Below are 14,018 nucleotides of genomic sequence, written 5' to 3'. Positions count from 1 at the left end.
CCGGTGGGGCGAAAGCGCGCTAGCTTTCGCCCATGATCCCGATCCGCGATCACAACCCCTCGCGCTGCACACCTTATGTGACCTATGCGCTCATCGCCGCCAATATCCTGATATTTGTCGGATACTGGCCCCTTTTCACCGATGAGCGCGCGTTGATGCAGTTCTTCGACGAATGGGCGATGATCCCGGCGCGGATCACGCGCACGGGCGATTATTCGGGGCTGTTCAGCTCGATGTTCCTGCATGGCGGGTTGATGCATCTGGCGGGCAACATGCTGTTTCTGTGGATTTTCGGCGACAATCTCGAGGACCGTATGGGCCATCTGCCCTATCTCGCCTTCTATCTTGCCACAGGCATCGCGGCGGGCATGGCGCAGGTTCTGGGCGGGCCGCTTTCCCAAGTGCCGACTGTGGGCGCCTCGGGCGCCATCGCCGGGGTGATGGGGGGCTATCTGCTGCTGTTCCCGCGCGCGCGGGTGGATGTGCTGCTGATCTTCATCGTATTCGTCCGCATCGTCACCATCCCTGCGGCACTGATGCTGGCGGTTTGGTTCGCCTTTCAGCTTCTGGCCGGTCTGGCCAGCAACCCCGACACGGGGGGCATCGCCTATTGGGCCCATGCGGGCGGGTTCGTCGCTGGCGTGGTTCTGGCGCTGCCGGTATTCTGGCGGCTTGGCGGGCCGCGCTTCTGGACGTTGCATGGCGGTGTGCCGCCCAACCCGCAGGCACGCTATGAATTTCGCCGCACCTCCATTCCCCGCGTGAGGAAACGCCGATGACCCACCCCCTCAAGGCCACCTGTCATTGCGGCGCGGTCGAGTTGCGCGTGACCCTCTCCGAGGGTCTTGCCAACGCGCACCGCTGCGATTGCTCATTCTGTGCGCGGCGCGGGGCGGTGGCGGTCTCGGCCCCGCTGGGTGGCCTCGAAGTGGTGCGCGGGGCCGAGAACCTCACGCGCTACACATGGGGCACGCAGACGGCGCAGCACTATTTCTGCAAGACCTGCGGCATCTATACCCACCACCGCCGCCGCTCGAACCCCAATGAATACGGAGTCAATCTCGCCTGTCTGGAAGGCTACCACCCGCGCGATCTGGGGGACATCCCTTGGGTGGACGGGGTCAACCACCCTGCGGACCGCTGATCAGGGCAGCACCTGCAACCAGCCCCAGGCTGTCACCAGCGTCAGCCCGGTGGCAATCAGCACGCTCGACGCCGCCACCCGTTTGGCATGGCCATACATGTTGGCAAAGATATAGGCGTTGACCCCCGGTGCCATCGCCGCCGTCACCACCGCAGAGCGCAGCGCCTCGGGCGACAGGTCCAGCCCAAGCCCCAGCCCATAGGTGATCGCCGGATGCGCCAGAAGCGAGATCGCGCAGACATAAAGAATCGCGCGCATATCGCCCTCGGGGCGGTATTGCACCAGCACGCCCCCCAGCCCGAACAGTGCGGCAGGCAGCGCCGCGCGCACCATCAGGTCAAGCGCATCGCCCACCGGCCCCGGAATCGGCAGCCCCGAGAGGTTGACGGCAAATCCGGCGGCGATCCCGAGAATGAGCGTGTTCGAGAACATCGCCCGGAACACCTTGGCCACCACCTGCGCCGCGCTTTGCCCGCGCGCCCGCGCCACCTCCATCGCGGTGATGCCGATTCCATAGCAAAACGGCGAATGGATCGCGATGATGGCGAAATTGGCCGAGAGCGCGCCAAGCCCATAGGCGCGCTCCATGATCGGCAGGCCCAGAAGCACCGAGTTGGAGAAGAGGCAGCAGAACCCGATGGCAACCGCATCCTCCCACGAGCGCCCGAAGAAGAGCCGCGCGCCGATGAGCCCCAGCAGAAAGCCCGAGAGCGCCCCGGTGTAGAAGCTGAGCAAAAGCCGCCAGTCGAAATCCTGAGCCAGATCAAGCCGCGCGATGGCCACGAAAAGCAGGCAGGGAATGGCGAATTTCTGGGTGAAGGTCATCAGCCCATCCACCCCCGCCGTGCTGAACCAGCCCCGCCAGACCGCCAGATATCCGAACCCGATCACCAGAAAGACCGGGATGATAACCTCGATCAGCGCCTGCACCGGCTCAGACCGGGTAACGGATCACCAGCCCGTCATGGGCTGGGGTGATATGGGCGGGGGTTTCGGCGGCCACCGTCTCGTAATCGAGGTCGATATGCATGTTGGTCAGAACCGCACGGCGCGGCGCGGCGCGCGCGATCCAGTCAAGCGTCATGTCAAGATGGGCATGGGTGGGGTGCGGCGTGCGCCGCAGCGCATCGACCACCCAGCAGTCGAGCCCTTCCAGCAGCGGCCAGACATCATCGGGAATGGTGACGGCATCTGGCAGATAGGCAAGGCCCGCCACCCGAAAGCCAAGCGCGTCGATGCTGCCATGTCCCACCTTGAACGGCGTGAGCATGATCGCGCCCCCTGCCCCTTCAATGAAGAACGGCCCGTCGATCGTGTGCATGTCGAGGATCGGCGGATAGGGGCTGTCCTCGGGCTGGGTAAAGGCATAACCGAAGCGGGAATAAAGCGCGTTCTGCGTGTCGCCATCAGCATAGACAGGCAGGCGCGCGCGCATGTTAAAGACGATCATCCGCAGATCGTCGATACCGTGGACATGGTCGGCATGGGCATGGGTATAGGCCACCGCGTCAAGTGTGCCTATCCCCGCATCAAGAAGCTGCGCGCGCAGGTCGGGCGAGGTGTCGATCAGGACGCGGGTGACACCGCCCCCGGTCTCGCGCTCGATCAGCATGGAACAGCGCCGCCGCGTGTTGCGCGGATTTGCCGGGTCGCAATCGCCCCAATGGCCGCCCAATCGCGGCACGCCCCCCGATGAGCCGCAGCCGAGTATGGTAAAGCGCAACTCCCCCATCACAGAACCGCCTTGGGGAAAAGCCGCTCGAAATTGGCCTCAAGCTGCGCGGCGAAGTCCGTCCAGTCCATACCGAACACCTCCGCGCCCATCTGCGCGGTGTGGACCGTATAGGCGGGCTCGTTGCGGCGGCCCCGATGGGGGGGGGGCGCAAGATAGGGCGCGTCGGTCTCCGCCAGAATGCGGTCCACCGGGGCGCTCGCGAAAATCTCGCGCAGCGCCATAGAGCGCGGAAAGGCCACGATGCCCGACATCGACAGATAAAACCCCAGATCGAGCACCGCCCGCGCCAGCGCCGGCCCGGAAGAAAAGCAATGCATGACGCAGTTATAGGGGGCGTTCCTGAACTCCTCGGTCAGGATGCGCGCCATGTCCTCATCCGCGTCGCGGGCATGGATGATCAGCGGCAGCCCCGTCTCCTGCGCCGCGGCGATATGGATGCGCAGGCTTTGCTGCTGCACCTCGGCGCTCTCGGCGGTGTAATGGTAATCGAGTCCGGTCTCGCCGATGCCGACGAATTTCGGATGCGCCGCCAGCGCGACAAGCTCTTCCACCGTCGCCAGCGGCTCCTCTGCGGCGCTCATCGGATGGGTGCCTGCCGCATAGAAAACCGGCGCGTGCGCCTCGGCGATGGCGCGCACCGCGCGTTCCTGACGCAACCGGGTGCAGATCGTCACCATCCGGTGCACCCCCGCTGCCCGCGCGCGCGCGATCACCTCGCCCAACTCGCCGTCAAAATCGGGAAAGTCGAGGTGGCAATGGCTGTCGGTGATGCGGATATCGCCGGTCATGGGCCTCCGATTTCCGGGTCATCCCCCGGCCGTCTCATTGATCCTGAACACCGTATCTAGGAGCAAGGCGGCAGGGTCAAGATTGACCGAGAGACCATGACGCACCCGCGCGCCCACCTCATCCGAGAGCGTGGCCCAACGTCGTGCGCGAAACGTATCGGGGGCAAGGCGGGCGAGCAGAGCCGCCTCACCCGGTGCCGCCTCGACGTTGGGGGGCGCCCCGGTGGCCCCGGTGCGGGCAAGGCGCGCCAGAAAAAGATCAATGAGCGCGAACAGCAGATCGCGCCGCGCCTCCGCGCCGCGCGTGGCCGCCGTATCGGCAAGGCGCAACGCGCGGGAACGGTCAAGGCGCGGCAGGCTCTCCATCAGCGCCACCCATTCGGCATAGAGCGCCAACCCGTCAAGCGTGGCCAGCCGCACCGCCGCGCCCACAGACCCACCCGCCAGTTCCGCGAGCGCTGCCGGATCTCCCTCGGGCATGATCCCCGCCTGTTCCAGCGCGCGCGCCATATCGGGCGCGCTCAGCGGGCTGAGCCGCAGCGTTCGGCAGCGCGAGCGGATCGTCGGCAGAAGGCGCGCGGGCTGATGCGCCACCAAGAGCATCACCGTGCGCGCAGGCGGCTCTTCCAGCATCTTCAGAAGCGCATTGGCGGCCTGCATGTTCAGCTCGTCCGCGGCATCGACGATCACCACCCGCCGCCCGCCATCCGCCGACGACAGCGCAAAGAAATTCGCCAGCTTGCGCACCTCGACCACGCGGATCTCCTGCGCCAGCCGGTCGCCCTTGTCGTTCGGTCCGCGCCGCAGCAGGAACAAGCCGGGTTCCGACAATGCCTGCATCCGCCGCGCCACCGGATGGTCGGGGGCCACATCAAGGCTCTCGGGCGGGGGCGGCGCACCGAAAAGGCCATCCTCCTCCGGCGCCTGATGCGCGAGCAGAAACCGCGCGATGCGCCAGGCGAGCGTCGCCTTGCCGATGCCCTGCGCCCCGGTCAGAAGCCAGCCGTGATGCATCCGCCCGGTGGCGAAGGCGTCAAGGAATTCCGCCTCCGCCGCGCCCTGCCCGAAAAGCTGCGCGGTCTCGCGCGGATGCGGCGCGCCCTCGGCGCGGTCCGGCTCGGGCAGGGCCGACTCGCTCATGCCAGCCGCGCGGCGACAACGCGCGCCACCTCCGACGCCACCGCCTGCGCCTCGCGCGCGCCGTCGATGACGACCACCCGCTCGGGCACCTCGCCAGCCAGCGCCAGAAAGCCCGCGCGCAGCCGTTCCTGCAAGGCCAGCCCGAAGGATTCGAACCGCGCCTCGCCGCCGCCGCGCGCCCCGGCCCGCGCCAGCCCCGTCGCCGGGTCGATGTCGATGAGCAGCGTCAGATCGGGCTCCTGACCGATCACCAACCGGTGCAGATCGTCCACCAGCGGGCGCAGATCGGCGCGGCCCACGCCCTGATAGACCCGCGTGCTGTCGGCGAAGCGGTCAGAGATCACCACCGCGCCCCGGCCGAGCGCGGGCGCGATCACCCGTTCCAGATGGTCGCGGCGGGCGGCGGTGAACAAGAGCACCTCGGTTTCGGGCGACCAGCGGTCGCCCGCGCCCTCCAGCACCAGCTTGCGGATTTCCTCGGCCCCCGTGCTGCCCCCGGGCTCGCGCGTCAGCACCACCTCTCGGCCGGTCTCCCGCAAGACCCCGGCCAAAAGACGCGCCTGCGTGGACTTGCCCGAGCCGTCGATGCCCTCGAAGCTGATGAAAAGGCCCTGCCCGCTCAAAGCGCCCCCTCGGGGCCCTCGCGCAACCGCGTCAGGAGCAGCGCCGAGACGGTGCGCATCCGGCTCACGAATCCGCCAGCAGCCACATCCGAGACCGCCACCAGTGGCACCCGCGTTTCCGGCAGCCCGTCGGGCATCAATACCAGTTCGGCCAGCACATCGCCCCTGGCCACCGGCGCGCGCACCGGGCCTGTATAGACCACATTCGCGGGAACCCTGTCCGCCCCGAGAATGGGCAGGAGCGTGTCGAGATCCTGGGCCGGCGTCAGCCCCACGCGCGGGGCCTCGCCCATCCAGACATCGGCCTCGGCCACCACCTCGCCCGCGCGCGCGATGGATTTCTGTGCAAACTGGCGGAAGGCCCAGTTGACGATGGCCTCGGATTCGCGAGCACGGTCGGCGGCGGTCTCAAGCCCGGTGATGGCGAAGATCACCCGCCGGTCGCCCTGCACCGCCGAGCCGACAAGGCCATATCCCGCCTCGCTCGTATGCCCGGTCTTGAGCCCGTCCGCCCCGATACCGAGACCCAAAAGCGGGTTTCGGTTGTAGATATTGGCAGGCGCGCGCCCGTCAAAGCGATACTCGGTTTCCGCGAACATCGGATAGAATTCCGGAAAATCCTCGATCAGGCGCCGCGCCAGCAGCGCCAGGTCGCGCATCGACATGACATGGCCCGCGGCAGGCCAGCCGCTCGCATTCTGAAAGACCGAGTTGGTCAGCCCCATCTGCTGCCCGCGCCGCGTCATGAAGCGGGCAAAGCCTGCCTCGGTCCCGTCCGGGCTGAGTGCTTCGGCGATGACCACGCAGGCATCGTTACCCGAGAGCACGACGATACCGCGCAACAGATCCTCGACCCGCACCCGGTCGCGGGTGTTGAGAAACATGGTCGAGCCGCCATAACTCATCGCATGTTCCGATACCGGCAACCGCTCGTCAAGCGTGAGTCGGCCGTCGCGCACGGCCTCGAAAGCGACGTAGAGCGTCATCAGCTTGGACATGGAGGCCGGCGGCAGCGGCTCGTCGGCATTCTTGTTGAGAAGCACCGTGCCCGTGGTCACGTCCATCACATAGGCGCCCTTCGCGCTTGTCTCGAAGGCCGCAGCGGGCGTGGCCAGCACAAGCGCGGCCAGCATAAGGATCCAGTGGCGCAGGGTCGTCATCATGGCTCTCCCCGGTCAGTTGGTGACAGGATAGGCGTCGGCGAAACCGATCCCCTTGATCTTTTTGAGAACGGCGCCCCGGTCATCGGCGGTGGTCGCAGGCCCGACCACGACTCGCCAGAACGCCTTGCCCTGCGAGTTCTGCGCCAGCACCGTCGGCACCATCCCCGCCTGCCGAAGCGCGGTGGCGGTGTTGCGTGCGTTCTGCTCGATACTGAAGATCCCCACCTGGATGAACGGCTTGTCGAGCGTCGTGGCGGGGCGTTCGGGCGCGGATGCCGGCACGGGTTCGGCGGCCGCAGGCGGGGGCGGTGGTGCCTCGGCGGCGCGGATTTCGGCGGCCTCGATGGCGGCGGCGGCCCCGGCGACGGGATCGAGCATGCTGGCCTCGATCTCGGCGGGCGCGGCGATCTCCCCGACCTCGGCGGGCTCTTCCTCGACTGCGGCCTCCTCTCGGCGCAAGGCGGTCACGTTCAGTTGCGCGGGCGCCCCCGCCAGCATCTCGAGCGTCACCGCCGCGTCGGACGAAACCTGAAAGGCAGGGCCGGGCATGTCGCGCTCGCGGCGAAACAGCGCACCGATCACGAAGGTGCCATTGGCGGTGTTGCGGATGATCACGCGCTCGGGGTCGGTCACATCGGGATGCGCCACCCAGACCCCGCCAAGCGAGGGGCGGCCGTCCCACAGGCCCATGTCGGTTTTCTGAAAGACCTGCGGCGCCTCGACATCGCGCTCGACCAGACGGACCGAGCGGTTCGCGCCCCCGGCCTCTCGCGCGGCGGGTTTCGCGAAACCGAAGCTGCCGCCTTCCTCGCAGCCCGCCAGCCCGAACAACGCCAGCACCGCCAGCGCGCAGCCAGCCCTGTTCACTCCTGTCACTCGATCCATCTTGCGCCCCTTGACCTGCGTCTGTCGCGGACGTGCCGTCGCCCGGTCTTGTTGCGCGCAGTCTAACCGGTCACATGCGGCGTGAAAAGCACCCCTGCCGGCCTTGCGCGGATTTTCCCCCGCCCCCCTTTGCAGAATCGGATGCGCCACGCTAGTGACACGATACCCGCCTTCCGGAAGGGTGGCAGAGTGGTCGATTGCACCGGTCTTGAAAACCGGCGATGTGCAAGCATCCGTGGGTTCGAATCCCACCCCTTCCGCCAAGTGCGCCGCCCCAGGGCGGCGATGTCGGAGAAGCGGTCGCATGATGCCACCGTGCCGACGGCTTGCGTGGCGCGGGCTACCGCACCGTCACATGGGCCGCGCTTTCGGGCAGTTCCTCGTCAAAGCAGCGCTGGTAGAATTCTGCCACGGTCTGCCGCTCCAGTTCGTCGCATTTGTTGAGGAAGGTCAGGCGGAAGGCGTAGCCCACATTGCGGAAGATGGTAGCGTTCTGCGCCCATGCAATCACGGTGCGGGGGCTCATGACGGTCGAAAGCTCGCCATTCATGAAGGCGGTGCGCGAGAGGTCGGCGACCGTCACCATGCGGCTGATGGTCTTGCGCCCGTCGGCGGTATTATAGAGCGGGTTCTTGGCCAGAACGATGGCGGTTTCGGCGTCATGGCTGAGATAGTTGAGCGTGGCCACGAGCGACCAGCGGTCCATCTGGCCCTGGTTGATCTGTTGGGTGCCGTGGTAAAGCCCGGTGGTGTCGCCCAGACCCACGGTATTGGCCGTGGCGAAGAGGCGGAAATAGGGGTTGGGCGAAATCACCTCGTTCTGGTCAAGCAGCGTCAGCTTGCCGTCGGCCTCGAGCACGCGCTGAATCACGAACATCACATCGGCGCGGCCTGCGTCGTATTCGTCGAACACAATGGCGGTGGGGTTGCGCAGCGCCCAGGGCAGGATGCCCTCGTGGAATTCCGTCACCTGCTTGCCGTCACGCAGTTTGATCGCGTCCTTGCCGATAAGGTCGATCCGGCTGATATGGCTGTCGAGATTGACGCGCACGCAGGGCCAGTTGAGCCGGGCGGCCACCTGCTCGATATGGGTGGATTTGCCCGTGCCGTGATAGCCCTGGATCATCACGCGGCGGTTGTGGGAAAACCCGGCGAGGATCGCGAGCGTGGTGTCGGGATCGAATTTATAGGTCGTGTCGAAGTCCGGCACGCGCTCGGTGCGGGTGGCGAAACCCTTGACGATCATGTCGGTGTCGATGCCGAATGTCTCGCGGACCGAGATTTCCTCGGTCGGTTTCGCATTGATGTCCATCATTCCGTCAGCCATGGCGCCGATCCTTCATTCGGGTCGTTTGTCAGAAGTCGTGGTGCAACATATCACGGGGAAGGGCAAGGGAAAGGCGCGCGGCGATCAGCCGGGCAGAGCGGCGATTTCCGTCAGCGCCTGTGCGTCGATGATCCGCACCTGCCCACGCGAAAGCGCGACGATCCCCCGCCGCGCCAATGCGTCAAGTCGGCGCGATACCACCTCGCGCGCAGTGCCGATCTGCACGGCGATTTCGGCATGTGTGGCGTTGACCGCACCGCCCTCGGCCCGCGCCAGAAGACAGGCTGCAAGCCGTGTCTCGACCCGCTGGAACGCCACCCGGTCGAGAAGGTGCATCATGGATTGCAGCCGCGCGGCGAAGGCGGCAAAGACAAAGTTGCGAAACGCCGGGTCACCGTCCATAAACCGCAGGAAAATCTCGCGCGGGATCAGCACCACCTCGCATTGCTCGCGCGCGACTGCCTCGCCGGAATAGTCCTCGCCCCCCATGAGCCCGAGGGTGGACTGCACACAGCTTTGGCCCGGTGCAACCTCGTATAGCAGAATCTCGCGCCCCGAAAGCCCGGTAAGATAGACTTCGACCCGGCCCCGGAGCACGATGACAAAGCCCTTGACCGTCTCGCCGGGGCGAAAGAGCACGGTCCCTTCGGGCACCGCAATCGGCGCGAGCCGGTCGAGCGCCGCTACCGTCGCCGGCAAGAAAGGCGGCAGCCCTGCGGCCCGCGCGCACCAGTTCATCAGCCGTGCCCGCGCGCCTCGAATCGCGGCAGCATGGCCGAGAAATCACGGCCCTTGCCACCCTCCTTCTCGACGAATTGCGCATAGAGGTCACAGGCAGCGCGCCCCATGGGCGTGTCGGCATCCACCGCCTCGGCCGCCATCTGCGACAGGCGCAAATCCTTGAGCATCAGTTCGGCGGCGAACCCCGGCTTGTAATCGTTGTCGGCGGGCGATTTGGGGCCCACACCCGGCGCCGGGCAATAGGCGTTCATCGACCAGCTATAACCAGAGGAGGTGGAAACCACATCGAACATCGCCTGACGGTCCAGCCCCAGCTTGTCGGCCAGCGCGAAGGCCTCGCAGGTGGCGATCATCGTCACGCCAAGAATCATATTGTTGCAGATCTTGGCCGCCTGCCCATTGCCGGACGGGCCGCAATGAACCGCCTTTTGTCCCATGACATCAAATAGTTTTCTGGCGATATTGAAGCCGTCTTCGCCGCCCCCGACCATGAAGGTCAGCGTGCCCGCCGCCGCCCCGCCGACACCGCCCGAGACCGGCGCATCGAGCGCGTGAAGCCCTGCCGCCACCGCCTCGGCCGCCACGTCGCGTGCCGATTGCACATCGACGGTCGAGCAATCGAGCAGCACCGCGCCCGGCTCCATGGCCGGGATGATCTCTGCCGCGACGCGGCGCAGGATATCCCCGTTTGGCAACATGGTGATGACCACCTCTGCCCCCGTTGCGGCCTCGGTGGCAGAGGCCGCCTGCGCCACCCCCTCGACCGTCACACCCACCACGTCAAAGCCCGCAACGGCGTGCCTCGCCCGCGCCAGATTGGTCGCCATCGGCGCGCCCATATTGCCCAGCCCGATAAATCCGATCTTCATGTCTCTGCCTCCTCCAGTGTCAGGGCGTCCTTGCCCAACGGCATGAGCATCTGCGAGACGGCCATGCCCGGCAGGCTGTCAAGCCCATGTTTCCATAGCGGATTTCTGTCCTTGTCGATGATCGCGGCGCGGATCCCCTCCAGAAAATCGCCGTGCTCCATCGCACGATAGGTGAAACGGTATTCAAGGCCAAGGGCGCGCGCGATATCCGCCGCGGGCCCGCGCAAGCGGTGGATCATCTCGACCGCGCAGGCCATCGACAGGGGTGAATTACGCCCGAGGGTCTTGAGCGTGTCGCGTGCGAAATCGCTGTCCTCCGCGCGCAACGATCGGAGGATGTCCTGCAAAGTCGCGCCGCCGAAATGCGCGTCGATCTGCGATTGCAGCGCGCTCAGCATGCCTTGCGGCGCGGCCTCGCTCATCCCGGCGATCCCCTCGGCCGTGCCGCTCTCCACAAGCTGCGCGGTCAGGTCAGGCCACTTGAGCCTTGGGATGTAACAATCTGCAAAACCTGCTAGAATCGTATCCGCAGGTCCCATTCTCGTGCCCGTCGTGCCAAGATACTCCCCCAGCCGCCCCGGCGCGCGCGCCAAGAGAAGCGAGCCGCCCACATCCGGCACAAGGCCGATGCCGCATTCGGGCATGGCAACCTGCGTGCTCTCGCACACCACCCGGTGCGTGCCGTGGCACGACACGCCCACGCCGCCGCCCATGACAAAGCCCTGCATCAGCGCCACATACGGCTTTGGATAGCGCGCGATCCTGGCGTTCAGCCGGTATTCATCCGCCCAGAACCGCCGCCCATAGGAGAAATCTCCCGCGCGGCCCGTGTCGTAAAGCTGCTGGATATCGCCGCCCGCGCAAAACGCGCGGTCGCCCTCGGCGTCGATCAGAACCAGCGCCACCTCCGGGTCGTCGCGCCACGCGTCGAGGGCCACCTCGATGGCCAGGCACATCTCGTAACTCAGCGCGTTCAGTGCCTTGGGCCGCGTCAGCGTGATCCGCCCGGCGTGCCCCTCCTTGCGGATATGGATATCACCGCTCATCGCGCGCTCAGCATCTGGCGCGCCACGATCAGACGCATGATCTCGTTGGTGCCTTCGAGGATTTCATGCACCCGCAGGTCGCGCACCAGTTTTTCGATCCCGTAATCGGCCAGATAGCCATAGCCGCCATGCAATTGCAGGCACTGGTTGACGATGCGGCTGCCGGCCTCGGTCACGAATTTCTTGGCCATGGCACAGAACTTGGTGGCGTCGGGCGCCTCGGTGTCGAGCTTCCACGCCGCCTGCCGGAGAAATGTGCGCGCGGCCTGCAACTCGATCTCCATATCCGCAAGCCGGAATTGCAGCGCCTGAAACTCGTTGATGGCACGTCCGAACGCCTTTCGTTCGGCCATGTAGGCCAGCGTCATGTTGATCGCCTGCTGCGCCGCGCCAAGCGAACAGGCCGCAATGTTGAGCCGCCCGCCATCCAGCCCATTCATCGCATATGTGAAACCTTTGCCCTCTTCTCCGACCAGATTCCCGGCTAAGATGCTGCAATTGTCAAACTGCACCTGGCGCGTTGGCTGCGCCTTCCAGCCCATCTTGTCCTCCAGCCCGCCAAAACTCAGCCCCGGCGTGCCGTCCTCGACATAAACGGTCGAGATGCCCCTGGGACCGTCGCCGCCGGTTCGCACCATCACCACATAGGCATCCGAATAGCCGCCCCCCGAGATGAACGCCTTGGTTCCGTTGAGCGTGTAACCCTCATTGGTGCGCTCCGCGCGCGTGCGCAGCGCGGCGGCGTCGGACCCCGATCCCGGCTCCGTCAGGCAGTAGGCAAGCACCGTCTCCATGGTCATCGCGCGGGGCAGCACCCGCGCCTTCATCTCGTCGCTCGCGAACTTGTCGATCATCTTGGCGCACATGTTGTGGATCGACAAGAACGCCGCCACCGCCGGACAGGCCATGCTGAGCGCCTCGAACACCAGTGTCGCGTCAAGCCGCGTCAGCCCCGATCCGCCCGCCTCCTCGCTCACATAAAGTCCGCCAAAACCGAGCGCGCCGATCTCGGGCCAAAGCTCCTTGGGGATCGTCCCCGCCGCCTCCCACTCGCGGGCATGGGGCGCGATCCGCTCCTGACCAAAGGCATGGGCCATGTCGAAGATGGCGGTCTGTTCCTCGCTGAGGGCGAAATCCATGGGCGGCTCCTGCTGGCTGAATTGAACACTTGTTAATTTCCAATTCTTGCAGGAATTTTGCAAGGGGCAAGCCGACAGGCACAAGCTCTGTGTAGCGTGTGTAGCGTGACGAAATACTTTAGAGAGATTTACAGCTATATTATAGCAACCGATTTTTTGAAACAGGGCGGGGCGAAGACCCTTGAACAGCGCTTTCAAAGGTGCCTGAAACTCCTCATCCACCGTCGCGTAGTCCGCTGTGGTTTCTTCCACTTCACACATGCCCCGGATCGAGCGCGTTCAGCACCCGCTTGAACCGCCAGACCTGATAATCAGCCGGGTCTTGCGCGTCCAGGCGCTTGAGCCGTCCCGTGAACAACACGTCACGCGGGCGATCAAGGAACAGGAAGGTGCCGACCACAACCTGATAGATGAAGTCCTCCACCAGAAAGACCGCCGCAGCGGGGTAGAACAGGTAGAGCAGCGGCTTCGGCACCCGGCGCTGTATCCACATGAGCACGGCGAACTGCACCAACAGGGCCAGCGTGAACGGGGCCATCATCAGATAGCGGACCTCGAACCAGATATCTCTCATACCTCGATCTCCATTGCGGCGGTGAACAACGCGTCCAGGTCTTCGTCACTGAACGGCGGCGAGGCCAGGGCGGCGAACGCGGCAATCGTCGGGCTGAGCCGCCGGAACTCGGTCGCCTTGTCCCACGCGATCTGCGTGGCGGTGTCCGCTGCCGCGACGATAGCCTCTACCTCATCGAGACGGCCTGCGGCCAACAGGGCCAGCCGCACCTGCATGGCGCTGGCAACCATGCTCCCCCGCTCTTGTGCCAACACCTCAGCGGGCGTGACGAAGGACGGCGCGTCATTCTGAGAAGTTACGCGCTCGCCTGTCTTGAGATTGATTGTCGTGATTGTCATTTGCGCCACCTCACTTGGACGCTACCGCCGTCAAAAGACCCAGTGCCGGTGCGTGTGATCCTGACACTATCCAGATTTCCCACCATGGTCCCTCGTCCGCCTCCCGTGCTAGGCCGATCTGCTTCCGCGTTCCCTGAATGCCCGGAAACCCACTCATCCGAACCCTCGAACGACAAGATTTGCATCACCCCAGAGAACGCAAGCGCCGCGTTATTCAGGGTCGCGATAAACCCGTCTGTTGAGTTGATAATAGCCGCGCCCGCACGCGAAGAAGCGGAGGCGTATCCAGTTGTCACTAACCCAGACGAGTTCCCTATCTGGACCAATAGCTGATCTGCGGTTGTCAAAGATACTTGGCTGAATAAAATCTCGACCTCGCTCACCCCCTCCGGGATTCCCGTGAAGTCGAACGCCGTGCCAGAGGTGGTCGCGACAACAGGCGAGTATTCCCAGCCGCCGCCGCCAACCTGAGCAAGCTGCGCAGGGCTGATCATCGCGGGCGTGGT

17 protein-coding genes and 1 tRNA gene are annotated in these 14,018 nt (G+C 65.5%); 3 read left to right on the top strand and 15 right to left on the bottom strand.

The features are described from left to right. Window positions 1-32: 32 nt before the first annotated feature. Together KAK09_RS13040 and KAK09_RS13035 are read left to right on the top strand one after the other, a co-directional pair. On the top strand, window positions 33-779 hold the full coding sequence (locus KAK09_RS13040; protein ID WP_210879381.1) for a rhomboid family intramembrane serine protease: 747 nt from the start codon (window positions 33-35) through the stop codon (window positions 777-779). Continuing rightward, the gene (locus KAK09_RS13035) at window positions 776-1,144 is read left to right on the top strand and encodes a GFA family protein (RefSeq protein WP_210879380.1); all 369 of its coding nucleotides are present in this window, start codon (window positions 776-778) and stop codon (window positions 1,142-1,144) included. Before KAK09_RS13040 ends, KAK09_RS13035 begins: the two co-directional genes overlap by 4 nt. Here the strand turns inward: KAK09_RS13035 and KAK09_RS13030 are convergent, their stop codons facing one another. The 7 genes from KAK09_RS13030 to KAK09_RS13000 are packed head-to-tail and all read right to left on the bottom strand — an operon-like array spanning window position 1,145 to window position 7,478. Next, window positions 1,145-2,074, bottom strand: a complete 930-nt coding sequence (locus KAK09_RS13030; protein WP_210879379.1) for an AEC family transporter — start codon at window positions 2,072-2,074, stop codon at window positions 1,145-1,147. Between the two features lie 4 nt (window positions 2,075-2,078). Beyond that, window positions 2,079-2,876, bottom strand: a complete 798-nt coding sequence (locus tag KAK09_RS13025; RefSeq protein ID WP_210879378.1) for an MBL fold metallo-hydrolase — start codon at window positions 2,874-2,876, stop codon at window positions 2,079-2,081. Beyond that, window positions 2,876-3,667: a TatD family hydrolase gene (locus KAK09_RS13020; protein ID WP_210879377.1), complete on the bottom strand. Its 792-nt coding sequence runs from the start codon at window positions 3,665-3,667 to the stop codon at window positions 2,876-2,878. The genes KAK09_RS13025 and KAK09_RS13020 overlap by 1 nt, the downstream gene beginning before the upstream one ends. 18 nt (window positions 3,668-3,685) lie before the next feature. Next, window positions 3,686-4,807, bottom strand: coding sequence for a DNA polymerase III subunit delta' (locus KAK09_RS13015; RefSeq protein ID WP_210879376.1), 1,122 nt, complete (start codon window positions 4,805-4,807; stop codon window positions 3,686-3,688). Beyond that, on the bottom strand, window positions 4,804-5,430 hold the full coding sequence (gene tmk / locus KAK09_RS13010; RefSeq protein ID WP_210879375.1) for a dTMP kinase: 627 nt from the start codon (window positions 5,428-5,430) through the stop codon (window positions 4,804-4,806). Before tmk ends, KAK09_RS13015 begins: the two co-directional genes overlap by 4 nt. Further along, the gene (locus KAK09_RS13005; RefSeq protein WP_210879374.1) at window positions 5,427-6,593 is read right to left on the bottom strand and encodes a D-alanyl-D-alanine carboxypeptidase family protein; all 1,167 of its coding nucleotides are present in this window, start codon (window positions 6,591-6,593) and stop codon (window positions 5,427-5,429) included. The genes tmk and KAK09_RS13005 overlap by 4 nt, the downstream gene beginning before the upstream one ends. A 12-nt stretch (window positions 6,594-6,605) precedes the next feature. Further along, complete coding sequence (locus KAK09_RS13000) at window positions 6,606-7,478, bottom strand: SPOR domain-containing protein (protein WP_210879373.1); 873 nt, start codon at window positions 7,476-7,478, stop codon at window positions 6,606-6,608. 175 nt (window positions 7,479-7,653) lie between these two features. On the opposite strand from KAK09_RS13000, the gene KAK09_RS12995 reads away from it, so the two are divergent. Then, window positions 7,654-7,741: transfer RNA gene (locus tag KAK09_RS12995), tRNA-Ser, on the top strand. 77 nt (window positions 7,742-7,818) lie between these two features. On the opposite strand, the gene cobS is transcribed toward KAK09_RS12995, so the two are convergent. From cobS to KAK09_RS12955, 8 genes are all read right to left on the bottom strand, one after another. Next, window positions 7,819-8,805, bottom strand: a complete 987-nt coding sequence (cobS, locus tag KAK09_RS12990; RefSeq protein ID WP_210879372.1) for a cobaltochelatase subunit CobS — start codon at window positions 8,803-8,805, stop codon at window positions 7,819-7,821. 84 nt (window positions 8,806-8,889) lie between these two features. Next, window positions 8,890-9,543 carry a Crp/Fnr family transcriptional regulator gene (locus tag KAK09_RS12985; protein WP_210879371.1) on the bottom strand — a complete coding sequence of 218 codons (654 nt, stop codon included), beginning with the start codon at window positions 9,541-9,543 and terminating at the stop codon, window positions 8,890-8,892. Then, window positions 9,543-10,415 carry a 3-hydroxyisobutyrate dehydrogenase gene (gene mmsB / locus KAK09_RS12980; RefSeq protein WP_210879370.1) on the bottom strand — a complete coding sequence of 291 codons (873 nt, stop codon included), beginning with the start codon at window positions 10,413-10,415 and terminating at the stop codon, window positions 9,543-9,545. The genes KAK09_RS12985 and mmsB overlap by 1 nt, the downstream gene beginning before the upstream one ends. Continuing rightward, entirely contained in the window at window positions 10,412-11,461 is a 1,050-nt protein-coding gene (locus KAK09_RS12975; protein WP_210879369.1) for an enoyl-CoA hydratase/isomerase family protein, read from the bottom strand. Before KAK09_RS12975 ends, mmsB begins: the two co-directional genes overlap by 4 nt. Next, window positions 11,458-12,600: an acyl-CoA dehydrogenase family protein gene (locus tag KAK09_RS12970; RefSeq protein ID WP_210879368.1), complete on the bottom strand. Its 1,143-nt coding sequence runs from the start codon at window positions 12,598-12,600 to the stop codon at window positions 11,458-11,460. The genes KAK09_RS12975 and KAK09_RS12970 overlap by 4 nt, the downstream gene beginning before the upstream one ends. Window positions 12,601-12,853: 253 nt before the next feature. Then, window positions 12,854-13,174 carry a hypothetical protein gene (locus KAK09_RS12965; RefSeq protein ID WP_210879367.1) on the bottom strand — a complete coding sequence of 107 codons (321 nt, stop codon included), beginning with the start codon at window positions 13,172-13,174 and terminating at the stop codon, window positions 12,854-12,856. Then, entirely contained in the window at window positions 13,171-13,512 is a 342-nt protein-coding gene (locus tag KAK09_RS12960; protein WP_210879366.1) for a hypothetical protein, read from the bottom strand. Before KAK09_RS12960 ends, KAK09_RS12965 begins: the two co-directional genes overlap by 4 nt. Beyond that, the coding region (locus KAK09_RS12955) for a hypothetical protein (RefSeq protein WP_210879365.1) at window positions 13,509-14,018 on the bottom strand (510 nt) is incomplete at its 5' end. The genes KAK09_RS12960 and KAK09_RS12955, both read right to left, overlap by 4 nt.

Origin of the sequence: Roseovarius autotrophicus (genome assembly GCF_018069895.1) — a bacterium.
GTDB classification, from domain to species: Bacteria; Pseudomonadota; Alphaproteobacteria; order Rhodobacterales; family Rhodobacteraceae; genus Roseovarius; species Roseovarius autotrophicus.
Note: the sequence above shows the minus strand (reverse complement) of the source record. Positions and strands in the feature narration are given on the sequence as shown.

Excerpts from the sequence above, each read along its gene's own strand:
- KAK09_RS12975 (WP_210879369.1), bottom strand. The coding sequence starts at position 11,461 with ATGAGCGGTGATATCCATATCCGCAAGGAGGGGCACGCCGGGCGGATC.
- cobS (WP_210879372.1), bottom strand. The coding sequence starts at position 8,805 with ATGGCTGACGGAATGATGGACATCAATGCGAAACCGACCGAGGAAATC.
- KAK09_RS12965 (WP_210879367.1), bottom strand. The coding sequence starts at position 13,174 with ATGAGAGATATCTGGTTCGAGGTCCGCTATCTGATGATGGCCCCGTTC.
- KAK09_RS12960 (WP_210879366.1), bottom strand. The coding sequence starts at position 13,512 with ATGACAATCACGACAATCAATCTCAAGACAGGCGAGCGCGTAACTTCT.
- KAK09_RS13005 (WP_210879374.1), bottom strand. The coding sequence starts at position 6,593 with ATGATGACGACCCTGCGCCACTGGATCCTTATGCTGGCCGCGCTTGTG.
- KAK09_RS13040 (WP_210879381.1), top strand. The coding sequence starts at position 33 with ATGATCCCGATCCGCGATCACAACCCCTCGCGCTGCACACCTTATGTG.
- KAK09_RS13025 (WP_210879378.1), bottom strand. The coding sequence starts at position 2,876 with ATGGGGGAGTTGCGCTTTACCATACTCGGCTGCGGCTCATCGGGGGGC.
- KAK09_RS13020 (WP_210879377.1), bottom strand. The coding sequence starts at position 3,667 with ATGACCGGCGATATCCGCATCACCGACAGCCATTGCCACCTCGACTTT.
- KAK09_RS13015 (WP_210879376.1), bottom strand. The coding sequence starts at position 4,807 with ATGAGCGAGTCGGCCCTGCCCGAGCCGGACCGCGCCGAGGGCGCGCCG.
- KAK09_RS12970 (WP_210879368.1), bottom strand. The coding sequence starts at position 12,600 with ATGGATTTCGCCCTCAGCGAGGAACAGACCGCCATCTTCGACATGGCC.
- mmsB (WP_210879370.1), bottom strand. The coding sequence starts at position 10,415 with ATGAAGATCGGATTTATCGGGCTGGGCAATATGGGCGCGCCGATGGCG.
- KAK09_RS13000 (WP_210879373.1), bottom strand. The coding sequence starts at position 7,478 with ATGGATCGAGTGACAGGAGTGAACAGGGCTGGCTGCGCGCTGGCGGTG.
- KAK09_RS13035 (WP_210879380.1), top strand. The coding sequence starts at position 776 with ATGACCCACCCCCTCAAGGCCACCTGTCATTGCGGCGCGGTCGAGTTG.
- KAK09_RS12985 (WP_210879371.1), bottom strand. The coding sequence starts at position 9,543 with ATGAACTGGTGCGCGCGGGCCGCAGGGCTGCCGCCTTTCTTGCCGGCG.